This window comes from Acidovorax sp. LjRoot194 (assembly GCF_964253015.1).
In the GTDB taxonomy this organism is placed as follows: Bacteria; Pseudomonadota; Gammaproteobacteria; order Burkholderiales; family Burkholderiaceae_C; genus Acidovorax.
The window spans coordinates 4,064,705-4,084,383 of record NZ_CAXUQB020000001.1; the positions used below are offsets into that span (position 1 = coordinate 4,064,705).

Below are 19,679 nucleotides of genomic sequence, written 5' to 3' on the forward strand. Positions count from 1 at the left end.
GGGCCTGAAGCGGGGCCGGATGCGCCGCGGAGTGGACGAAAAAAAGCCCGCGCTTGGCGGGCTGTGCTGGGCTTGGGTGGGCTCTAGGCCAGGGCGGGGGCGGCGGCCGGTGCGTCTTGCAGGACATAGGGCTTGAACGTGCAGACCGTGCGGCCGGCCCAGGTGTTGATGGCGTGGGCCATGCGCGCTTGCAGCGGTGCGATTTCATTGCGGGCAAACACCATCGCGGCTTTCTCCACGTCGCCGAAGCCGCCCACGTTGTTGGGCAGCATGCCCATCAGCTGGGGCGGCACGCGGTGGGCGGCCAGCACATCGTCACGGCTGGCATTCTTGATGTTCAGAAAGTCATCCTTGGCGGCCACCTCGCTGATAGGTATCAGCTGGATGCCTTCTTTCTTTCCGTTGGGCGCGTAGTAGAAAAGGTTTTTGAAGTTGCCCCCGCCCTTGGTCTTTGTCAGCTGCTCGCGCATCTTGTCCACATCACCCTGGGACTGCGCGGCATCGGTCACGTAGAGGATGAAGCCGGCGTGGCTGCCGTTGTTGTAGTAGCGGCGGCGGAACAGCGTGGCCGATTCATTCAGCATCGCCGACTGCAGGGCGCCCAGGTAGGGCGGCAGGCCGTAGATTTCCTGGTGAATGTCCTGCTCGCGCAGCTGGAACACATCGTGGCGCGGAAATTCGTGCGGGCTCTGCAGGTCCGTGACGAAGAAGAAGCGGCCCGCCTCAAGGCCGCGCCGTGCGTACTTGCCAAGGGCGTGGCGCAGTTCCAGCAAATCGCCCAGCCGGTTGCGACGTCGCTCCAAGTAGGCATTGCCCAGCACCATGTAATCCAGCGCGAACCCGCCGAAGGCCTCAGCGCTTAGAGCCTGCGAAGGGATAAAGGTGCTGGATAGAACATTGATCTTGAAGCGCAGCGCGGATTCATGGTGCGCACCGACGCGCAGCAGCCGAGCCAGTGCGGCCAGGCTCACGGGCGGTTCGTACCAATCACCACAAGGCAGACACTCTGCATACTCCAGCAGCGCAGAACGCCCACCAATCACCGGCTCAGGCTCGCCAAGGTCGAAGGTGAACGACTGAGCGGGAGCCGTGGCAGGCAGTGCAGTGGCTTCCACCGACGGGGTGGAGTGTTGCGCCTGGGCCGGCGCGCGGTGAGTTCTTTTTTTCACGGTCAGTCAGAAATTACAAGGAAGGATTGGCCCTGTGGTGTGGCCAGGTCGGTGCCCGTTTCCAAGGGCTCATGGCTGATCGCGTTCATCGTTGCCCAGGCCAGATCAGAGTGGCCCGTTTGTTCGCTGCGGCCGGCTGCGTAGGTAACGTTTCGACCGCTCGCTGTCATCTCGCGTTTGATGGCCATGAAGCTGGCAGCCAGTTCTTTGTTGCCCGCATCAAACTCCAGCCGGCCAGCGTTGATGACCTGTTGCGCTTTGAGCACCAACATGGTCTTGCTTTCCATGCTGTAGTTGAGGCCGCGCACGGCGGGATAGAACTTTTGCACCAGCTGATACACGCCCTGGCCGATGCCCGTGGTGTCCACCGTCATGCCGGCCACGTTGTAGCGTTCGGTGATGTTCTTGATGGCTTTGGCCTGGGCTTCAAAGTCCAAACCCTTGAACTGCTCTGTGTGCAACACGCGCAGCGGGCCGCCTGGCTTGGTGGGCTGCGCCACCACGACCAAGCCGGCGTTGTCGCCTGTGTGGCTTGGGTCATACCCCACCCATACCGGCAACCAGCCGTAGGGCCGCTGGCTGAACGGTTTGAAGTCGGCCCACAGTTCCCAGCTGTCCACCATGCACACCTGCAGCATGGAAAGAGGGAACACTGAGAACGAGTCATCGACAAACCCGCACATCAGCAGGTTGGCGAACTCCGCATCGGAATACTCCAGCTTCAGTTCGTCAAGGTCGAACAGGTCACAGCCGCCCGCCAGCGCATCCATGATCGTGACGATGTTGCGCCACACGCGATCCTCGCCCGTGAAGCCACCGGCCAGACGCGCGTGGGTCAGGTCCACGTCAATCTTGGATTTCTTCTTGAGGCGCTGGGCCGACCAGAACGCATAGGCCGCGTGCTGAATGCTGCTGGGCGTGCTGAAGTAGGTTTTGCGCCACTTCTTGTGCATGGCCATGCCGCTGGCCACCTTGTTCAGGCGTTCGAAATCCTGCGTCCAAAAGAACTCGTCGAAGTAGAAGTTCCCGTGGTAGCCCTGGGCGGTGCGCGCGTTGCTGCCCAGAAAGTACAGCGTGGCGCCGTTGGCCAACACGATGGGGTCGCCCTTCAACTCCACACCCGTGACTTCATGCACGAACGCGCAGATGTACTGTTTGAAGATGTGGGCCTGGGCCTTGCTGGCCGACAAGAAAATTTGATTGCGCCCGGTCTCCAGCGCATCTATCAGCGCCTCACGCGCAAAGTACCAAGTGGCGCCGATCTGGCGCGACTTGAGAATGGCTCGCGTCCGCTGTTGGCTGCTCTGCCACCAGCCCAACTGGTACTTGAACAGCGAATCGAGGAACGCGCTTTTCAGCTGCTCCACCTGTTCCTCAGACAGGAAATTCTTGCCGCGCGCCTTCTTCGGTCCAGCGTTGCGCGCCTCAATGGCTGGGTTCAGATCGGCCTCGCGCCCTGTTCGTTCGTACTTGCCGATGCGGGCCAGGCGTTCCAACTGGCGGCCCAACAAGTCAATTTCCTTGAAGTCCCCGCCCGTCTTCGCGTCCTTGGCGATCAGCGTTGAAAGCCGCGCTTCCAGCGCGTACTCCACACGCTGCGCGGCCGGCGTGTCTTGCCACTTTTCCGCCTTGCACCAACCGTGCAGAGTGCCACGGGGAACGCCCAGATGCTCTGCGATGTGCGAGAGCTTCCAACCCATCCAGAACAGCGCACGCGCTTCACGCCGCACGCCCGCGCCGCCGTCCACCGGGCTGGTATCGCCGACGGGCTGAACGTCTTTGAAGATGGCTTTGGCCCGGGTAGTGATCGCCTTTTGTGCGGCGCTGCCCGTGTTGCGAACTGCGCTCACTACGCGTTTTGGTTTTGCGTCTGCGGTGGGCTTGGCACTGAGGTGCGCAGAGAAGTCCGGCAATCCTGGCGTTGCGCCTTTACGGATCGTCCGCACGCGCTTTGCCTTCGCGGTGGCAGTCGTTTTTGTGGCGGCTTTGCTTGTCATGGCTGCCAGTGTCTGCCGCGCGCGCGCGGAAAGCACGAACGGAAAAATGTGATTCGCGCAGCCACAGCGCGCGCAAATTGCAGCGAAGGCAAGGCATGCGGAACATAGGCGGTAGATCAACTCACCGCACGAAAGCCGCACCATGCCATCCAAGTTTTTCCGCGTAGCCACCGAGGGCGCCACCACTGACGGCCGCGAAATTCAGCGCAGCTGGATCGAGCAGATGGCCAAGAATTTCAACCGTGAAAAGTACGGTGCCCGTGTGTGGCTGGAACACATGCGCGGCATGCTGCCCGAAAGCTCCTTCGCAGCACTGGGCGATGTGCTGGCCGTGGAGTCCCGCCAGGTGGAAGACGGCAAGCTGGCGCTGTTCGCACAGATCGAAGCACTGCCGGCGCTGGTGGCCATGAACAAGGCCAAGCAGAAGATTTACACCAGCATCGAGGTGGACCCCAACTTTGCCAAGTCGGGCGAAGCCTATCTGACCGGCCTGGCTGTCACCGACTCCCCGGCGAGCCTGGGAACCGAGGTACTGAAATTCGCCGCGCAGAACCCCGACGCCAGCCCATACAAGGGCAAGAAGCACAGCGAAGGCGCACTGTTCTCCGCCGCTGTGGAAACCGAACTGGGCCTGGAAGGCGATGCGGAAAGCATCGCGTCCACGCTCATCACCCGATTCAGCGACCTGCTGAAAAACTTGAGTGGCATCGCTGCGCCCAAGCCCACGCCAGAAACCTCCGAAGCATTTGCTACCAAAACGCTGGAAGTGCTGGGCGCAGCTGATGCCGCCATTCAACACCACGCCAAAGAACTGGCCACCGAAAAGGCCGCCCGCGAACAGCTGGCGGGCGACTTCTCTGCGCTCCAAAAACGGTTCAACGAACTAACCGTGAAGCTCAGTGCGCAAGACGGCAACACCACCGGCCGCCCTGAAGCCACCGGCACCGAAGGCGCCGTGCTGGCCGACTGCTGAGCCCGCACCACAACGCACTACGCACAACACCGCAAACCAGAAACGACCCAAGGGACAGACCATGAAGAACCCAACCCGCAAGCAGTATTCCGCCTATCTCGCCCAGCTCGCCACGCTCAACGGCGTGGAGTCGGCCGCGCAAATGTTCAGCGTGACGCCCAGCGTGCAGCAGAAGCTGGAAAGCCGCATTCAGGAAAGCAGCGCTTTCTTGCAATCCATTGGCATCTACCCCGTGGACGAAATGCAGGGCCAGAAAATTGGCATTGGCACCGATGGCCCAGTGGCCAGCCGCACCGACACCACCGCAGGGGATCGCGTCACGCGTGATGCAGCATCGCTGGGTGGCCAGGGCTACCAGTGCGTGCAAACCAACTACGACACGCACGTGCGCTATGCCACGCTGGACATGTGGGCCAAGTTCCCCGACTTTCAGCTGCGCCTCTCGCGCGCCATCCAGCAGCAGTGCGCGCTGGATCGCATCATGATTGGCTTCAACGGCACCAGCGTGGCCAACAACACCAACCGCGTAACGAATCCGCTGCTGCAGGACGTGAACAAGGGCTGGCTGCAGTACCTGCGCGACAACGCAGCCGCCCGCGTGATGACGCAGGGCGCCACCGCAGGCAAAGTGATCGTGAATGCTGACGGCACCAAGGACTACAAGACGCTGGATGGTCTGGTGTTCGACGCCACGCATTCGCTGCTGGACGGCTGGCATGCCGAGGCGGGCGACCTCGTGGCCATCGTGGGCCGCGACATCATGCAAGACAAGCTGTTCCCGCTGGTGGATGGCCAGGCCGCGGCCACCGAGATGCTGGCCGCGGACATTGTGCGAAGCCAGCGCCGGCTGGGTGGCCTGCCGGGCATCACCGTGCCCTACATGAAGGCCAATGCCATCCTCATCACCAGCCTGAATAACCTGTCCATCTACTACCAAGACGGCAGCCGCCGCCGTGCGGTGATCGACAACCCCAAGCGCGACCGCATCGAGACTTTCGAGAGCAGTAACGACGCGTTCGTGGTGGAAGACCTGGGCAAAGCCTGCCTGATCGAAAACATCGAGCTGCATGACTGACGCCCAGCAGTCGGCCGCAAATAGCCGCTCTTAAAAAAGGGAGCCGCTATTTGCAAGCCGACAGCTACAGCACCGACAAGAAGCACGGGGAACACCAGCTATGCGACAGACACCAGCCCAGCGGCACCGCATGCACAGCCTTGCATCACAGCAGGCCGCGCAGCAGGATGCCGACAACGCCCACGGCCAGACCGTTGGCACCGCCTACGAACTGCAGCTGGCGCAACTGCACCAGCACCGCCTGCGCCTGAAGGACATGCACAGCGTGGAAAAGAAGATTGAGGCAAAGGGCGCGATGCTGCCCGAGTACGACGCGTACGTGGACGGTGTGCTGCAGGCCCGCCCCGGGACGCAGGACGATGTGCTGGCCACTGTGATGGTGTGGCACATCGACGCCGGCAACTACTCCCGGGCGCTGGAGATTGCGGAGTACGCGCTGGCCAGCGGCATCAAGCCGCCAGACCAGTACAACCGCAACCTTCCCACCATCGTGCAGGACGAGGTGGCCGAAGCCATCCTGGCCGGAAAGCTGAGCGGTGCCGACGCGCTGCAGGTGGCGGCCAAGGCCATGGCACTGACCGATCAGGCCGACACACCCGACCAAGCCAAAAGCAAGCTGTACAAGGCCGCAGGCTGGGCTGTGCTGGGCAAGACCGGCAGCCACGATGTGGACATGGCCACACGCACCCTCAAGGCGTGCAAAGAAGCGCTGCCGCTGCTGCAGCGCGCCATGGAGCTGGACACCCGGGCGGGTGTGAAAAAAGACATTGAGCGGCTGGAGCGCCGCCTGGCTAAACCCCAGGCGAAGTAACCCAGCCGCTGTAACCCGAGCGTACCCCGCACCCGTGGCGGCCCCAGGGCAGAGAGCGCACACCCGTGCACCACTCCGACGCCCTGGGCCACCGCCACACCTCACACCAACCACCGCGCGAAAGGCCCCATGTCGTTCCTTGCTACAGCCAATCCACCAGCGCACGGCATAGAGCCTGCGGTGGCCAATGACGGCTTTTTCCCGGCCGTCGATTGCGAAGCCCTGCGCACAGACATACGCCTGGACGGCACCGTAACTGCTGCCCGCCTCAAGCTCGCGGTGGTGGACGCGATGCTGGCCGTGAACGGCGAATTGCAGCAGTGGCGAGCCACACAGGAGCAGGCCGGCCACGCCACGCTGGCCAGCGTTCCAGCGGCCAGCCTTGCCGGCGAAAGCGCCAAGGTGCACCAGTACCGCAAGGCCATTTATGCACACGTGGGTGCATCGCTCGCAGAAGCCTACCGGGACATGGACACGCTGCCCCAGGGCGCGGGTAAGGAAGCCCGCGTGATGGGCGGCCTGGAAACGCGGGTGGATGCGTTCCACCAGCAGCTGCGCTGGGCCATCGCCGACATGCAAGGCAAGTCCCGTGTGATTGCGGAACTGTTGTGAGTGTCACCACCGTGCAGAGCGTGACGGTACGCGCCTACCAGCACGAAACCCTCGACGGGCTCGCATGGCGCCAGCTGGGCAGCACTGCGGGCCACGTCGAAGCCACCCTGGCCGCCAATCCTGGCTTGGCCAAGTTGGCCGCCGATCTACCTGAAGGCCGGGCTGTGCGCCTGGTCAAAGCACCAGAGCCCGAGCGGGCCATGGTTTACCTGTGGGACTGAGAAATGTCGAAAGAAATCATCAAAGACGTGGTGACCGAGGGAGCCAAAGCCACCCCACCACTGGCCGTGGTTGCGCACCAAGCCGCCAACGGCTGGACCATCAATCACACCGTGGCCGCACTCACCATCGTTTACCTGCTGCTGCAGATCGGCTGGCTGGTGTGGCGCTGGTATCGGGCCGCCAACGGCCAGGAAGTGAAGGGCGAGTGATGGACACGCGCCAGAACCTGATGCGCGTGGCCGTAACGGCCCTGACCCTTTCCGCCGCTGGCTTCGCCACATGGAAGGCCAGCGAAGGCGACGGCCCCACCAGCGTGCGCGCCGATGGCACAGTGGTGCACCATCCCTACGTGCCCACGGCTGGCGACGTGCCCACCATCGGCCACGGCTCCACGCGCTATGAGGACGGCACGCGCGTGCGCCTCTCCGATACGCCCATTACGCGCCAGCGGGCCGAGCAGCTGGCGCGCAACCTACACAGCGCCGATGAACTGCGGTTCAAGGCCAGCCTGCCGGACGTGCTTCTGTATCCCGGCGAGTTCGACCTGTATCAAGACTGGGTCGGCCAGTTCGGCAGCGGCAACTGGCGCAAGCCGCAGTCGCCGCGAACCTGGCTGCTTCGGGGGGACTACGTGGGCGCATGCCATGCCCTGCTGCAGTGGCGGTTTCAGGCCGGACGGGACTGCCGCCTGCCCGAGAACTGGGGGCCGAAGGGCTGCAAGGGCGTATGGACCCGCCAACAAAAGAGGCATGCGGGATGCATGGCGCTGCAATGATCCTTGCCACACTGCGCGCCAACGCCTGGAAATACAGCGCCATCGCCCTGGCCCTGGGCTTGGGCTCCGCGTTGCTGATGCAAACCATCCGCTTGGCAGATGCGCGGCTGGATACCGCCCACGCTGAAACAACCCTGCAGACCGAGCGCGCCACCGCCGAGCGTGCCGCGCGCACCACCTCAGAACGCTACCGCAAGCTGGAAGGAACCCACCGTGAAGAAATCGCCAAGAGCGACACCGATGCACTGGCCGCCATTGCGGCGGCTGATGCTGGCCGTGATCGCGCCATTGATACTCGCAACCGGGTGCAGCGCGACCTTGCCGGATACCTCACCCAGCACCGTGCCGCCGCCCAGGCTCGCGCCGCTGTCGGCCAGTGCGCGCCAGACACCGCCGCCAACGATCTGCTCGCCGACCTGCAGCGACGCGCTGACGACAGAGCGGGAGAGCTGGCGCACGTCGCTGATACCGCCCGCGCCCGCGGCCTCGCCTGCGAGCGCGCCTACGACAGCGCGCGCACCATGATCGAAGCTGCAGGGCGTGAATCGCCGTAGGGGGAACCATGTGGAAACTGCAGAGCCTGCGCGCCCTGATCGAATCGGCCGTGCCCGAACTGAAGCGAGACCCCGAGCGGCTGATAGTCATGGCCACTGATGGCGCCGCCGTGTCCACTCTCGCAGCCGGCCTGTCATTTGAGTACCGATACACGGCAGCCATCACCGTGCTGGATTACACCGGCCACACCGATGCGCTGTTCGTGCCCATCATTGCCTGGGCGCGCGTGAATCAGTCGGATGTGCTGGACAACCCCACCACCCAGCGCAAAGGCGTGGAGTTCAACGTGGAGCACCTGAACACCAGCGCCGTGGACATTGGCATACGCATCCCGTTGACAGAACGGGCCATCGTGAAGGCCGACCCGCAGCACCCCACGCGCTACAACGTCACGCACCCGAAGGAGCCTTGCCACCCCGGTGGCCAGTGCCTGCCCGAGCACTGGGAACTGTGGCTGCAGGACAAAAAGCTGGCCGAATGGGACATCCCCGCGCCGCCAGACAAAGCCCGTTTTGCGCTGTGAGCCATGGCCGATTTCACCGCGCTTGAAACCTGGGCGGCCGACATGCTGGCCAAGCTTCAGCCCACCCAGCAGCGCCGCCTGATGGTGGACATGGCCCGGCGCCTGCGCGCAGCCAACAGCCAGCGCATGCGCGCGCAGACCGACCCCGAGGGCCAGGCATGGGAGCCACGCAAACCGCCAGGCCCAGCGCTGCGCAGCAAGCGCGAGCAGCTACGTCAGGCGGCCAAACAGCGGCAGCCCATGTTTGCCAAGCTGCGACAGCAGAAGAACCTGAAGGCCCGCGCCCAGGGTGGCGCCGCTGTGGTCGAGTTCATGGGCCGTGCCCAGCGCATCGCCCGTGTGCACCACTTCGGCGAAACCGACGCGGTGAACCGGGCCGGCCCGCAGTACACCTACCCAGCCCGGGAGATGCTGGGCATCACCGACGACGACGCGAACACCCTGCGCGATGCGCTGCTGGCGCACTTCGGCGGCTGATCTGCACCCCAGAAAATGTGAATCGCGCAGCCACAGCGGCAGCTGCTGGCATTCGCGCGCGCGCGGCAGCACCATGACTGCATGCCTCAAAACGCCCCCCAGCAAGACAGCCCGCAGGAGTCCACGCGCCGCGTGGAAAACCTCGCGCGCATGGGCACCGTGGTGGAAGTGCGCCACACCAAGCCCGCACGCTGCCGCGTAAAACTGGGCGACAACACCACCGACTGGCTGCCGTGGATCGCGGGCCGTGCCGCAGGCAAACAGGGCAGCAAGTGGTGGCCGCCTGTGAAGGGCGAGCAGTGCATGGTGCTGTCGCCCGGTGGCGACCTCTCGCAAGGCGTAGCCCTTCTGGGCGCCTACAGCGACAGCATGGACGCACCCAGTGACGGCGCAGGCGTAGACCGGACTCAGTGGAGTGAAAAGGATTGGGCGGAGTACCGCGCCGGCCGCCAAACCATCCACATGGATGAAGGCATCACGCTGGAAGTGGGCACCGCCTGCAGCATCGCCATGACGCCCAGCGGCATCACCCTGCGCGTGGGCGGCGCTGTGCTCAGCATCACAGATGGCGGCATCACCAGCACCGTGGACATAGTGGCCCAGGGCATCAGCGTGGTGAATCACGTGCATGGCGGCGTGAAACAAGGCGACGACGACACCGGAAGGCCGCACTGATGATGAACCGAACCACCGGCCAGCGCCTGGACGCCCTGGCCCACCTGCGCCAGAGCATTGGCGACATTCTGGCCACGCCCATCGGCAGCCGCGTCATGCGCCGCGAATACGGCAGCCTCGTGCCCGCGCTTATCGACAAGCCGGACAACCTGGCCACACAAACGCGCTTCTTTGCCGCTGCGGCATCCGCCCTGATGCGATGGGAACCTCGCCTGAAGGTAGACCGCCTGGCCATCACACGCGACCCCGCCCGCCAGGGCCGCATCACGCTCGAAATCACCGGCAGCTACGTGGGCGCCTTCGGGCGTGAGCCCGCGCCGCTCGCGTTGTCGGTGCCGCTGGGCTCCACCGACACCACAGGGGCCGCAGCATGATCGACCTCACCACGTTGCCAGCGCCTCGCGTAGTCGAGCCGCTTTCATACGAAGCCATCCTGGCCGCCGCCAAAGCAGACTTTGCCGAGCGCCTGCGCCCGCACCTGCCAAACATTGACGAAATCCTGCAGCTGGAATCAGACCCGGTGGTGAAGCTGTTGGAGTCCCACGCTTACCGCGAACTGCTCTACCGCGCCCGCGTCAACGATGCCGCGCTGGCCCACCTACTGGCCTTCGCCACCGGTGCGGACCTTGACCACAAAGGCGCCTTCTACGGCCTGGCCCGCCTTGACGACGAAAGCGATGACCGCTACCGCCGCCGCATCCAGCTGCGCGTACGCGCCCTGGCCGGCAACGGCACGCGAGAGCACTACGAACTGGCAGCGCTCACATCCTCGCAACTGGTGCGCGATGCCATTGCCACGCAGCCGCAGGCCGGCCGCGTGTCGGTGCTGCTTTGGCTGGTGGACGGCGCAGACCCCGAGGCCACCGCCGCCACCGTGCTGGCGGCGCTCAATGCCGAAGATGCCCGCCCCCTGGGCGTGCCCGTGTCGGTGGCCCTGGCCCAACCCAAAGCCATCAACATCACCGCCACTCTGACGCGCGAGGCCGGCGCCCCGGTTGACTTGGTTGCGCAGGTGCGTGCAGCCCTGGCGCCGGCACTGGCCGACTTCGCGCGCCTGGGCCGCGCCGTGTCCCGCAGCTGGATAACCACGCGGCTGCACGTGTCCGGCATCAGCAGCGTGCGCTACACCGAGGCGGCAGCGCCCGCCGAAGTTACATCCATTGCCGCCACCGAATACCCGGTGCTGGGCGTGGTGCTGTTGACGGATGGGGGTGTGGCATGACGGTGCGCCAGCACATCCTGCCGCCAGCCACCACGCCGCTTGAACGCGTGTGGGATCAAACGTTGCCCGCCTGGGGCGAACTGGCGGACGCCTTCAAGACACCCAGCGAAGGCGAGCCCGCAGCGTTTGTGCCCTGGTACGCGGCCGAATACGGCCTGGCAGAGTTCGCGCCTTACTTCGGCACCGTGCCCGAGCTGCTCGCCGAGGGCCTGCCCTGGCTGTTCATGCGTGGCACCGCTGCCGGCGTTGCGCTGGCACTGCGCTGGGTGGGGTTCCCTGGTGCAGTGGTCGAAGAAAGCGGCGCACGCCTGCACATTAACCTGGGCCGCCCGGCCACCGCTGCAGAAATCAGCCGCGTCGCTCATGTTGTGCGCGCCACCGTGCCAGCTCATGTGCAGTTCTGGCGGGTGTTCCACGGCCATGACAGGCGCACCCTGCGGCTTGATCGCGGCCAGCCGCTGGACACCGGCATGCTTGATGACGACTCAGGTGTGTGGGTCAGCGTGGAAACCGGCGAACCGGTAAAGGCCAGCTTCGGCACGAAGCACACCGGCAGCACCACCAGCACCGCGGGCCAGCCGCAGGCCGGCGCCCTGGCCGCCTACGTTGCCAAGCTCACCCGCAATGACAAAGCCGTGCTCGACTGCTGGCGCCTGGACTCGCGCCTGCTGGCCAATGAGTTCGGCGGCATCGGCGAGCTGATGCGCGGCGAGGTGCCCGGCTACGTGCGCGTGCAGGGCGAGCGCGGCGTGCCAGGCACCGCCACGCAGGACGAAACCCCGTGGAGCGCTCCACCTGCCGAGCTGGCCGGCACCGCCGACGCCGCGGCCGAACTCCCCCCCGCCCTGCCGCAGCCGCAAGGCTGGGCGGGCACCTGGGGCGCCCTGCGCTGGCGTCCTGTCTTCATCGAATCGAAATCAACGGAGAGCACCTAAATGGCAACCCTGCAAGACGATGGGCGCATTGCCCTGGCCATGGCCATGGCCGCACAGCCCGTGCATTTGGCCTGGGGCCGCGGCCTGCCCGCCTGGGACGCCGTGGCACAGCCCGAGCCCAGCAACGCCACCAACCTGGTGGACGAGGTGGGCCGCCGCCTTGCCACGTTCGTGGGCTACGTGGAGCCCAACCCGGCCGGCGAAATCGAGCTGCCCAGCGGCAGCAAATACGCGGTGGTGGCCGGCCCCACCCGGTGGCTGTACGTGCGCGTGGTCTTCAACTTTGAAGACGCGGACGGCGAAACCATCCGAGAAATCGGCATCACCTTCGGCGCCGCGCCCGTGGCCGGCCTGCCCGCTGGCCAGCGCTACTTCGCGCCCGCGCAGATCGCCCAGCCCGGCCGCCTCTACACCCTGGAGCGCGTGCCCGCGTTCACACGCAATGGCGCCGTGCGCCAGACCTTCGAATACGTCCTGCCCTTCTGACCATGGCCGCAAATCCCAACGCAATTTATGACCGGTTCGACCCGGCCAAGAACTACGACCGCCACCTGTTCCGCGCGGACCGGGTGCTGCAAAGCGCCGAGCTGAACGAAGTGCAGCGCGCCATGCATGCCAGGATTGCGGGTATCGCAGGCATCCTCATGAAAGAGGGCTCCATCATCAGCGGCGCAGGCATCATCGTGAACCACGACACGGGCGCCACCACGTGCGAGCCCGGCGCCATCTACGTGGCGGGCGCCGTGCGCGGCGTGCCACCGGCCGCGCTGGTGATCGCCACCGTGGGCGTGGTGTTCGTGGGCGTGTACCTCACCCGCGATGTGGTCACCGAGCTGGAAGACCCCGAGCTGTTGAACCCGGCCCAAGGAACAGACGGCTTCCGCGAGCCCGGCGCCGCCCGCGAGCGCGTGCAGCTGGCCTGGGGCGTGCAGGGTTCCGGCCAGGCCGGTGACTTCTTTCCGGTGTGGACGGTCGAAGACGGCTGGGTGCGGCCGATGGAGGCGCCGCCCAACATCGATGCCGTCACCACCGCCATCAAGGCCTATGACGTGGCGAGCACGGGCGGCACCTACATCGTGCGCGGCATGGAGCTGCGCATGGCGGCCGATCTGCCCACCGGGGAGCAGGTCTACAACCTGGGCGAAGGCGCCGCGCGCATCAACGGTGCCGCGCTGGAGCTGCCCAGCGGCCGGCGCGTGGTGTTCAACGCCCTGCCGGACCTGCAATGGATCGACAGCGAACCGCATCTGTCGGCCACCAACGGTGCGCAGCGCATCGACTTCGACCGCTGGCCCATGGTGGGCGCACCGCAGGTGCGCATCATCAAGCGCCGCACGGTGGACGTGGTGCACGGCGGCTTTGTGGGTGCGGCCGACCCGCTGCCCGACAACAGCGTGCAGCAGATTGAGCTGATCCAGCAAGGTGCCACCGTGTTTGCCAACCCTGCCGACTACAAGCTGACGTCCGGGCAGGTGGACTGGGCCGCAGGTGGCGCAGAGCCCGCACCGGGCAGCACCTATCAGGTGACTTATCTCTATGTGGCCGTGGTGGCGCCGGATGCGGTGGACTCGCGCGGCCTGACGGTCACCGGCGCCGTGGCGGGCACCACCGTGCTCCTGTCGTACAACTTCGCGTTGCGCCGCATCGACCGGCTCACGCTGTCGGCCGATGGGGATATCGCGTGGGTGCGCGGTGTGCCTTCGCCCTGGCTCCCGCTGGCGCCGCAGGTGCCCGAAAGCGTGCTGATCATCGCATCCGTGTACCAGACCTGGGACCAGCAGCGCCGCGTGACGCTTGACGGCGTGCGCATGGTGCGCATGGAAAAGCTGAACGAACAGGAAGAGTCCATCACTCGCATGTGGCAAGACCTGGCCGAGCTGCGCCTCGCGGTGGACATCAGCGGTCGCCATTCCGGCTTGAAAAAAGGCCTGTTCGCTGACCCCATGCTGTCCAACGCCATGCGCGACGCCGGTGTGCCGCAGACCGCACTGATTGCCAACGGAGCGCTTTGCCTGCCCATCACCTTCACCGTGCACCAGATTGGCCAGGCCATCAAGACCCGACAGAGCCCTGCCTACAGCCACCGCGTGGCGCTCGCGCAGAACGCCCGAACGGACAGCATGCTGGTGAATCCGTACAACGCTTTCGACCCGCTGCCCCGCCCGGTGACGCTGACGCCCGCTGTGGACCGCTGGACGGAATATCACGACACACTGGGCGTACCCACCAGCGTGGCCTCGTCGTGGCGCTTCGGCAATGGCGAGAAGGTCGTGCGCAAGGAATCCTCAACGCTGCTGGAATACCTGCGCCAGATCGACGTGCGCTTCGACCTCGACTTCGGCCCCGGTGAGCACCTGCAGTCGGTCACCTTTGACGGCATCGCGGCGGAAGCCGACCCGCTGCCAGGCGGCACCCTGACCGCCAACGCGGAGGGCCGCCTAAGCGGAACCTTCCCCATCCCTGCCAACGTGCCAGCCGGCACCAAGTCGGTGGTGTTCCGTGGCACGGGCGGTAGCACCGCAAACGCCCTGTTCACTGGCCAGGGCGAGCGCGTGGACCGCGAGCTCTCGCAAATCATCTACTTCCAGCCGGTATTCGTGGACCCGCTGGCGCAGACGTTTGTGCTGGACAAGGCCGAGCATTGCACCGGCGTGGACCTGTGGTTTACTGCCAAGGGCAGCACCGGCGCACTGATCCAGCTTCGCGAGGCCGAGGCCGGCTACCCTTCCCCCCGCGTGCTGGCTGAAGCCTGGCTGCTGCCCGCCGCCATCAAGACGGATGGCACGCCTACGCGTGCCGAGTGGAGCCCAGTTGTGCTGCAGGCCGGCCGCGAATACGCCCTGGTGGCCCTGAGCGACGACAACGCCACGGCCCTGGCGCTGGCCAAGCTGGGCGGCTGGGACGCTAACTCACTGCGCTGGGTCACATCGCAGCCTTACCAAGTAGGGGTGATGCTTTCCAGCTCGAACGCCAGCACCTGGACCGCCCACCAAGACCAAGACCTGTCGTTTTCGCTACTGGCAGCCAACTACACCGAAACCGAACGGGTGCTGGACCTGGGCACCGTGAACGTGGCCGACGCCACGGACCTTTGCGTGCAGGCCTACGCCCACCAGCCCAGCACGGGCGCTGCATGTGTGTTCGAAATCGCCGCTACCGGAATTGCCCACACCGCGCTGGCTGCGCCTGGCCAGGTGGTGGAGCTGCCCAGCCGCTACACCGGCCCTGTACAAGTAAAAGCCCGTCTGCGTGGTGATGCCAACTTTGCCGCCGTGCTGGAACCTGGCATGCAGCTGGTGGTGGGTTCCCTGCAGAACGCGGGCGACTACGTCAGCCCGATGCTGGGCGCTGGCGGCCTGGTGGACGTGCGCGTGACGCTCGAAGCCTATCTGCCGGCCGGCACATCCCTGCAGCTGCACGCGCTGGCTGATGCGCCTGGCGCAGTGTGGGCAGAGGTTCCTTACCTGTCGTCAAGCCCAATGACAGCCGGCGTGATGGAGCTGACTTACCGCCTGGAAGACTTCGCCGCCGAACGCCTGCGCCTGCGTATCACTATGCACGGCAGCTTCAACGCGCGGCCATGGGCGACGAACCTGCGCGCGGCGGTGCTCTGATGACGAACGACCGCACCCCGGCGCTGAATCTAGCGCTTCCGCACCCGCAAAACCTGCTGCAAGAAGACGTGCTGCGGCTGCGCGAGTCGCTGGCGGCCGTAGACAGCGCTTGCGACACCCTGGCCGCGCTGATGGAAGGGCGCGTGACGGACGGCGAGCTGGCCACGGCCGTGGCGGCCCTGCAGGGCAGCATCACCAACCTGGGCACCACCGTGGCGTTTCTGACCGCCAGCAAAGTGGGCGTGGTGAACGGTCAGACCGGCCCGGCCATCACGCTCAAGCCCGCGCACCTGGCCCTGGGGCCTGCCAACGGCCCCAGCCTGCAGACCATCACCCGCGACGGCCTGGGCCGCATCGCCACGCTGTCCACCACCGTGGGCGGCCAGGTGGCGCTGCAGACCCTGGCCTATGACGGCGACGGCCGGCTGGCCGGCGTCACCACCATCTATGACGGGCGCACCCGCACCGAAACCCTGAACTACACGGCCGGCGTTCTGTCGGGCCTGTCTGCTGTGGAGGAAACCACCCCATGACGATTGATATTGCTTCCCTTGCCGAGACCCAGCGCCAGGGCGAGGCCACGCGCGCCGCGCTGGGCGTGCAGCTGCGCAGCCGGCCGCTGTGGAGCGGCGCCGGCCGCCTTGGCGGCGTGCCCGTGCGCTATGTGTCGCCCTACCGCCTGCGCGGCGCGAACTCGCCCGAGCTGCTGTGCGAAAACATCGTGCACAACGGGGCGGTGTACGTGGCCGAGACAGGTTCAGGCACCAACGTCTACACGTCAGCCGACCTCAAGGCATGGACAGCGCGCCCAGTAGATGGATCAGCGGCACTGGTGGCTGGCAAGCTCACAGCGGCCGGCTCGCTCTTGATGACATTGGTGGCATATGCGGGCAGTTACAGCGTAAAAACATCCATCGACAACGGGGTGACGTGGGTCTATCAGACAGGCGTGGGTGCCAGTGACGTCACGTGTTCCGCAGGCGGAATCGGGTACGTCCTGAGCGGCTACGGATACAAGGAATTCCGCACTCACACGACAGCGAACCCAGCAGGAACCGCACGCGATTTCGGTGTGGCGCAAATGTGGCGCAAGGTGCTGCACAACGGCGCCCGCTGGCTGGCGGTCAAAGACACCGGGACCATGGCGCTTTGGAGCGCCAACGGCCTGGACGGCTGGACCAACTCCGCAGGGCTGGCGGCAGCAGTCACCAACCTCCCAGCCGGCTCCAGCAATGGCTACACGCTTAGCGGCCGGTTCATCGTGGTCACGTTGGCAGAAGGCACACTGTCGGCCGTCTATTCCGATGATGCAAACGCTTGGACAGTGGGCGCCGTGGGCGACATGGAGCCCAGCGGCTTGCGCGTCAGTGCGCTGGGCGCGACCGCTGCAGAAATGGGCGGGCTGCTTTACATCCCGGTCAAGCTGACAGACGGTACTACCTCTTGGAATGTGCTGGTGGCCACGGACGGGACAAAGTTCAAGTGGTTGCCCGCCTTCTGGCGCGGACCCGAAGCGGTGCCCACCATCCGCGCACGGGTGGGTGGGGGTGGCCTGATCTTCAACGGTACGAGCCAATATGGCACGCCTGCAGCTGCGCGCTACGAATCCAACCCCGACGCCCTGGAGGTGTACTTTGCCATTTGAATTCGACCTGCACGGATGGTTCGCGGGCGGCGTGGGCGAACCCGGCCTGCGCACGGTGCCCAGCGCACCGCCTTCCCAGTCCACCACCACCTCCGAGGGCGAGTTGCGCGCCAACTGGTCAGGCGTGGCATGGGTAATGCGGCCCTACGTGGCCCCGCTGCCCGAGCCCGAGGCGCCGGCCGTGGCCGCTCCGCGCATCGTGTCGGTGCTGGGGTTCCGGCGACGGTTCACGCCCGAAGAAAAAGCCGCTATCGAGTGGGCCGCCGTGGACCGCCCCGAGCAGCCCGAGGCGGCGCGCATGCAGGCCGCAGCGCTGCGGGCCACGATCGCCGACCAAGCCGCCGCCCAGTTCATCGACCTTGAAGACCCGGCCACCGTGCGGGGGGTGCAGGGCCTTGAAGCGGTGGGCATCCTGGCGCCAGGCCGCGCGCAAGAAATCGTTACCGCAGCCATACAGTCCGAAGAACGCCCATGACCTGAGGCGTTTTCAAGTCGTCAGTGACCGGGGAGTTATGCAGCCCCTTGGATGGATGAGGAGCCGCGGCAGGTGGAAGTTATCGGAGACTTGCAGAGCGCTCGTAATCCAAGCTCAAAAAGCAGGCTTGAATTGCGTCGGCGATCTTCTCGAAAGCTGCAGGTTTCGACAGTACAAAGTCGAAACCGTCAAGTGTCATCACATCCAGTGGAGAAACATCGCCCCTCAAAGCTACAGTTTTACAGGGCAGCGAAGGCAGGAGCGTTTCGGTGAAAGCCTTTAAATGGATGGCGAGGTGACAAGCGGTGATGTCTGGTGGATCGTTGTCGATTACGACCACTCGCGCCAAACGCTCCCCCATTTTTCTAATGGCTTCTGCGCCGTCCGCCGCCATTCGAACTTCACACCCACTCGATTCGAGTAGGGACTTTGTGATCTGGGCGAGATCATCGCTGCGATGAACTAGGAGCACGCTGCGGGGCATAGAAGGAGGACTGTAACACTTACAGTTCTAACGCGTCAGAGCATGTAACGCCGCATTTCAACAGCAAGCCCGCCAAGCATCGAGCCAGGCGGGCTTTTTTGTTTCTGGCGCAGCCACAGCGCACCGCGCTGGCAATTGCGTGGGTGGAAAAGCACCATGGGAACTCTCGCGCGAGACGCGCCGAGCACCGTTCACCACAGAGGATCAACCATGGCAATTGCAGACTTTCACCACGGCGTGCGCGTCACCGAAGTTACGGAGGGCACCAACAGCATCCGCGTGGTGTCCACCGCCATCATCGGCCTGGTGGCTACCGCCAGCGATGCGGACCCCGAAGCGTTCCCACTCAACAAACCTGTGCTGTTCACCAGCATTGCCAAGGCGCAGGCCAAGGCAGGCACGCTGGGCACCCTGGCCACCGCACTGGCGTGCATCGCAGAACAGGCGCGGCCGGTGTTGGTCATCGTGCGGGTGCCTGACGGCGTGGGCGCTGACGACGAGGCGAAGGCCGCCGACCAGACCAGCAAGGTGGTGGGCACGTTCGCCAACGGCGTGCGCACCGGTATTCAGGCGCTGCTGGACGCGGAGAGCGAACTGGGCGTGAAACCTCGCATCCTGGGTGCGCCTGGCCTGGACAACAAGCCCGTGGCCGAAGCGCTCACCGCCACCGCCGAAGCACTGCGCGCCATGGCCTACGTGCACGCGCACGATGCTGTCGATGTGAGCGCGGCACTTGCTTATGCCGATGGCTTCGGCAAGCGCGAAACCATGGTGATCTGGCCCAACTTCACCAAGTGGAGCACCACCGCCAATGCAGTGGTGGAGGTTCCGGCAGCGGCCTACGCCATGGGTATGCGCGCCGGCATTGACCAGACCGAAGGGTGGCACAAGACCATTTCCAACGTGCCGGTGAACGGGCCCACCGGCATCAGCAAGAGCGTGTATTTCGACCTGCAGAACCCGGCCTGTGACGCGGTGCTGCTCAACGATGGCAACGTCACCACGCTGATCCGTAAGCAGGGCTTTCGCTTCTGGGGCAACCGGACCTGCAGCCTTGAAGAAGCGTTCTCTTTCGAGTCGGCCGCCCGTACCGCCCACGTGCTGGCCGACACCATGGCCGAAGGCATGTTCCCGTTCGTGGACAAGCCGCTGACCCCTGCCCTGGTGAGCAACATCATCGAGTCCATCAATGCGCGTTTGCGCTCGCTGAAGGCTGGCGGCTACATCCTGGGCGGCAAAGCCTGGATCGATTGGGACGTGAACACCACCGAAACCCTGAAGTCCGGGAAGCTGGTGATTGACTACGACTATGCGCCAGTGGCACCAGCCGAGGACGTGGAGCTGCGCCAGCGCATCACGGACCGCTACTACTCCGACTGGGATGTGCGCGTGGCCACCGGCCAGTGATCGCCACCACCCCACACCACCACCCCCACCCGA

General features: G+C 65.3%; 24 protein-coding genes. 20 read left to right on the top strand and 4 right to left on the bottom strand.

What is annotated here, in order from left to right; translation table 11 throughout:
* Positions 1–83 precede the first annotated feature (83 nt).
* Both ACSQ3N_RS18405 and ACSQ3N_RS18410 read right to left on the bottom strand, forming a co-directional pair.
* Complete coding sequence (locus ACSQ3N_RS18405; protein WP_436147044.1) at positions 84–1,169, bottom strand: phage portal protein; 1,086 nt, start codon at positions 1,167–1,169, stop codon at positions 84–86.
* A 2-nt stretch (positions 1,170–1,171) separates the two neighbouring features.
* On the bottom strand, positions 1,172–3,310 hold the full coding sequence (locus ACSQ3N_RS18410; RefSeq protein ID WP_436147974.1) for a terminase large subunit domain-containing protein: 2,139 nt from the start codon (positions 3,308–3,310) through the stop codon (positions 1,172–1,174).
* Between ACSQ3N_RS18410 and ACSQ3N_RS18415 the strand changes: the two genes are divergently transcribed.
* The 19 genes from ACSQ3N_RS18415 to ACSQ3N_RS18505 all read left to right on the top strand — a co-directional run bounded on the left by ACSQ3N_RS18415 (position 3,309) and on the right by ACSQ3N_RS18505 (position 17,755).
* Positions 3,309–4,139 carry a GPO family capsid scaffolding protein gene (locus ACSQ3N_RS18415; RefSeq protein WP_436147045.1) on the top strand — a complete coding sequence of 277 codons (831 nt, stop codon included), beginning with the start codon at positions 3,309–3,311 and terminating at the stop codon, positions 4,137–4,139. The two genes, ACSQ3N_RS18410 and ACSQ3N_RS18415, sit on opposite strands and share 2 nt — an antisense overlap.
* Before the next feature lie 61 nt (positions 4,140–4,200).
* Positions 4,201–5,214, top strand: a complete 1,014-nt coding sequence (locus ACSQ3N_RS18420) for a phage major capsid protein, P2 family (RefSeq protein WP_436147046.1) — start codon at positions 4,201–4,203, stop codon at positions 5,212–5,214.
* Between the two features lie 100 nt (positions 5,215–5,314).
* Positions 5,315–6,025: a phage terminase small subunit gene (gene gpM / locus ACSQ3N_RS18425; RefSeq protein WP_436147047.1), complete on the top strand. Its 711-nt coding sequence runs from the start codon at positions 5,315–5,317 to the stop codon at positions 6,023–6,025.
* A gap of 129 nt (positions 6,026–6,154) precedes the next feature.
* Complete coding sequence (locus tag ACSQ3N_RS18430; protein WP_436147048.1) at positions 6,155–6,637, top strand: head completion/stabilization protein; 483 nt, start codon at positions 6,155–6,157, stop codon at positions 6,635–6,637.
* A complete protein-coding gene (locus ACSQ3N_RS18435) occupies positions 6,634–6,858 on the top strand; it encodes a tail protein X (protein WP_436147049.1) in 225 nt (74 codons plus the stop codon). Before ACSQ3N_RS18430 ends, ACSQ3N_RS18435 begins: the two co-directional genes overlap by 4 nt.
* 3 nt (positions 6,859–6,861) lie before the next feature.
* Positions 6,862–7,068 carry a hypothetical protein gene (locus ACSQ3N_RS18440; protein ID WP_436147050.1) on the top strand — a complete coding sequence of 69 codons (207 nt, stop codon included), beginning with the start codon at positions 6,862–6,864 and terminating at the stop codon, positions 7,066–7,068.
* A complete protein-coding gene (locus ACSQ3N_RS18445) occupies positions 7,068–7,634 on the top strand; it encodes a glycoside hydrolase family protein (RefSeq protein ID WP_436147051.1) in 567 nt (188 codons plus the stop codon). Before ACSQ3N_RS18440 ends, ACSQ3N_RS18445 begins: the two co-directional genes overlap by 1 nt.
* Positions 7,631–8,188, top strand: a complete 558-nt coding sequence (locus ACSQ3N_RS18450) for a DUF2514 family protein (RefSeq protein WP_436147052.1) — start codon at positions 7,631–7,633, stop codon at positions 8,186–8,188. Before ACSQ3N_RS18445 ends, ACSQ3N_RS18450 begins: the two co-directional genes overlap by 4 nt.
* 8 nt (positions 8,189–8,196) lie before the next feature.
* Positions 8,197–8,712: a phage tail protein gene (locus ACSQ3N_RS18455; RefSeq protein WP_436147053.1), complete on the top strand. Its 516-nt coding sequence runs from the start codon at positions 8,197–8,199 to the stop codon at positions 8,710–8,712.
* A 3-nt stretch (positions 8,713–8,715) separates the two neighbouring features.
* The gene (locus ACSQ3N_RS18460; protein WP_436147054.1) at positions 8,716–9,189 is read left to right on the top strand and encodes a phage virion morphogenesis protein; all 474 of its coding nucleotides are present in this window, start codon (positions 8,716–8,718) and stop codon (positions 9,187–9,189) included.
* An 81-nt stretch (positions 9,190–9,270) separates the two neighbouring features.
* Positions 9,271–9,864 carry a phage baseplate assembly protein V gene (locus tag ACSQ3N_RS18465; protein WP_436147055.1) on the top strand — a complete coding sequence of 198 codons (594 nt, stop codon included), beginning with the start codon at positions 9,271–9,273 and terminating at the stop codon, positions 9,862–9,864.
* A gap of 2 nt (positions 9,865–9,866) precedes the next feature.
* Positions 9,867–10,238, top strand: coding sequence for a GPW/gp25 family protein (locus ACSQ3N_RS18470; protein WP_436147975.1), 372 nt, complete (start codon positions 9,867–9,869; stop codon positions 10,236–10,238).
* Positions 10,235–11,086 carry a baseplate J/gp47 family protein gene (locus ACSQ3N_RS18475; RefSeq protein WP_436147056.1) on the top strand — a complete coding sequence of 284 codons (852 nt, stop codon included), beginning with the start codon at positions 10,235–10,237 and terminating at the stop codon, positions 11,084–11,086. The genes ACSQ3N_RS18470 and ACSQ3N_RS18475 overlap by 4 nt, the downstream gene beginning before the upstream one ends.
* Complete coding sequence (locus ACSQ3N_RS18480) at positions 11,083–12,021, top strand: phage tail protein (RefSeq protein ID WP_436147057.1); 939 nt, start codon at positions 11,083–11,085, stop codon at positions 12,019–12,021. Before ACSQ3N_RS18475 ends, ACSQ3N_RS18480 begins: the two co-directional genes overlap by 4 nt.
* Complete coding sequence (locus ACSQ3N_RS18485; RefSeq protein WP_436147058.1) at positions 12,022–12,507, top strand: hypothetical protein; 486 nt, start codon at positions 12,022–12,024, stop codon at positions 12,505–12,507.
* A 2-nt stretch (positions 12,508–12,509) separates the two neighbouring features.
* On the top strand, positions 12,510–15,635 hold the full coding sequence (locus ACSQ3N_RS18490; RefSeq protein ID WP_436147059.1) for a DUF4815 domain-containing protein: 3,126 nt from the start codon (positions 12,510–12,512) through the stop codon (positions 15,633–15,635).
* Positions 15,602–16,168 (top strand): hypothetical protein, encoded by a 567-nt coding sequence (locus ACSQ3N_RS18495; RefSeq protein ID WP_436147060.1) that lies wholly within the window; start codon positions 15,602–15,604, stop codon positions 16,166–16,168. Before ACSQ3N_RS18490 ends, ACSQ3N_RS18495 begins: the two co-directional genes overlap by 34 nt.
* Entirely contained in the window at positions 16,165–17,280 is a 1,116-nt protein-coding gene (locus ACSQ3N_RS18500; protein WP_436147061.1) for a hypothetical protein, read from the top strand. Before ACSQ3N_RS18495 ends, ACSQ3N_RS18500 begins: the two co-directional genes overlap by 4 nt.
* Positions 17,270–17,755, top strand: coding sequence for a hypothetical protein (locus ACSQ3N_RS18505; protein ID WP_436147062.1), 486 nt, complete (start codon positions 17,270–17,272; stop codon positions 17,753–17,755). The genes ACSQ3N_RS18500 and ACSQ3N_RS18505 overlap by 11 nt, the downstream gene beginning before the upstream one ends.
* A 79-nt stretch (positions 17,756–17,834) precedes the next feature.
* Here ACSQ3N_RS18505 and ACSQ3N_RS18510 read toward each other — a convergent pair whose 3' ends face one another.
* Together ACSQ3N_RS18510 and ACSQ3N_RS18515 are read right to left on the bottom strand one after the other, a co-directional pair.
* A complete protein-coding gene (locus ACSQ3N_RS18510) occupies positions 17,835–18,239 on the bottom strand; it encodes a response regulator (protein WP_436147063.1) in 405 nt (134 codons plus the stop codon).
* 35 nt (positions 18,240–18,274) lie between these two features.
* Positions 18,275–18,397, bottom strand: coding sequence for a hypothetical protein (locus ACSQ3N_RS18515; RefSeq protein WP_436147064.1), 123 nt, complete (start codon positions 18,395–18,397; stop codon positions 18,275–18,277).
* 52 nt (positions 18,398–18,449) lie between these two features.
* Here ACSQ3N_RS18515 and ACSQ3N_RS18520 point away from each other — a divergent pair, with 52 nt between their 5' ends.
* Positions 18,450–19,646 carry a phage tail sheath subtilisin-like domain-containing protein gene (locus tag ACSQ3N_RS18520; protein ID WP_436147065.1) on the top strand — a complete coding sequence of 399 codons (1,197 nt, stop codon included), beginning with the start codon at positions 18,450–18,452 and terminating at the stop codon, positions 19,644–19,646.
* Positions 19,647–19,679 lie beyond the last annotated feature (33 nt).

What these genes read in the sequence shown, in the direction of transcription:
- ACSQ3N_RS18460 (WP_436147054.1), top strand. Translation starts at nt 8,716, where the DNA reads ATGGCCGATTTCACCGCGCTTGAAACCTGGGCGGCCGACATGCTGGCC.
- ACSQ3N_RS18495 (WP_436147060.1), top strand. Translation starts at nt 15,602, where the DNA reads ATGGGCGACGAACCTGCGCGCGGCGGTGCTCTGATGACGAACGACCGC.
- ACSQ3N_RS18445 (WP_436147051.1), top strand. Translation starts at nt 7,068, where the DNA reads ATGGACACGCGCCAGAACCTGATGCGCGTGGCCGTAACGGCCCTGACC.
- ACSQ3N_RS18420 (WP_436147046.1), top strand. Translation starts at nt 4,201, where the DNA reads ATGAAGAACCCAACCCGCAAGCAGTATTCCGCCTATCTCGCCCAGCTC.
- ACSQ3N_RS18475 (WP_436147056.1), top strand. Translation starts at nt 10,235, where the DNA reads ATGATCGACCTCACCACGTTGCCAGCGCCTCGCGTAGTCGAGCCGCTT.
- ACSQ3N_RS18500 (WP_436147061.1), top strand. Translation starts at nt 16,165, where the DNA reads ATGACGATTGATATTGCTTCCCTTGCCGAGACCCAGCGCCAGGGCGAG.
- ACSQ3N_RS18455 (WP_436147053.1), top strand. Translation starts at nt 8,197, where the DNA reads ATGTGGAAACTGCAGAGCCTGCGCGCCCTGATCGAATCGGCCGTGCCC.
- ACSQ3N_RS18485 (WP_436147058.1), top strand. Translation starts at nt 12,022, where the DNA reads ATGGCAACCCTGCAAGACGATGGGCGCATTGCCCTGGCCATGGCCATG.
- ACSQ3N_RS18465 (WP_436147055.1), top strand. Translation starts at nt 9,271, where the DNA reads ATGCCTCAAAACGCCCCCCAGCAAGACAGCCCGCAGGAGTCCACGCGC.
- ACSQ3N_RS18410 (WP_436147974.1), bottom strand. Translation starts at nt 3,310, where the DNA reads ATGGTGCGGCTTTCGTGCGGTGAGTTGATCTACCGCCTATGTTCCGCA.
- ACSQ3N_RS18510 (WP_436147063.1), bottom strand. Translation starts at nt 18,239, where the DNA reads ATGCCCCGCAGCGTGCTCCTAGTTCATCGCAGCGATGATCTCGCCCAG.
- ACSQ3N_RS18415 (WP_436147045.1), top strand. Translation starts at nt 3,309, where the DNA reads ATGCCATCCAAGTTTTTCCGCGTAGCCACCGAGGGCGCCACCACTGAC.
- ACSQ3N_RS18440 (WP_436147050.1), top strand. Translation starts at nt 6,862, where the DNA reads ATGTCGAAAGAAATCATCAAAGACGTGGTGACCGAGGGAGCCAAAGCC.
- gpM (WP_436147047.1), top strand. Translation starts at nt 5,315, where the DNA reads ATGCGACAGACACCAGCCCAGCGGCACCGCATGCACAGCCTTGCATCA.
- ACSQ3N_RS18450 (WP_436147052.1), top strand. Translation starts at nt 7,631, where the DNA reads ATGATCCTTGCCACACTGCGCGCCAACGCCTGGAAATACAGCGCCATC.
- ACSQ3N_RS18490 (WP_436147059.1), top strand. Translation starts at nt 12,510, where the DNA reads ATGGCCGCAAATCCCAACGCAATTTATGACCGGTTCGACCCGGCCAAG.
- ACSQ3N_RS18470 (WP_436147975.1), top strand. Translation starts at nt 9,867, where the DNA reads ATGAACCGAACCACCGGCCAGCGCCTGGACGCCCTGGCCCACCTGCGC.
- ACSQ3N_RS18520 (WP_436147065.1), top strand. Translation starts at nt 18,450, where the DNA reads ATGGCAATTGCAGACTTTCACCACGGCGTGCGCGTCACCGAAGTTACG.
- ACSQ3N_RS18515 (WP_436147064.1), bottom strand. Translation starts at nt 18,397, where the DNA reads ATGGTGCTTTTCCACCCACGCAATTGCCAGCGCGGTGCGCTGTGGCTG.
- ACSQ3N_RS18430 (WP_436147048.1), top strand. Translation starts at nt 6,155, where the DNA reads ATGTCGTTCCTTGCTACAGCCAATCCACCAGCGCACGGCATAGAGCCT.
- ACSQ3N_RS18480 (WP_436147057.1), top strand. Translation starts at nt 11,083, where the DNA reads ATGACGGTGCGCCAGCACATCCTGCCGCCAGCCACCACGCCGCTTGAA.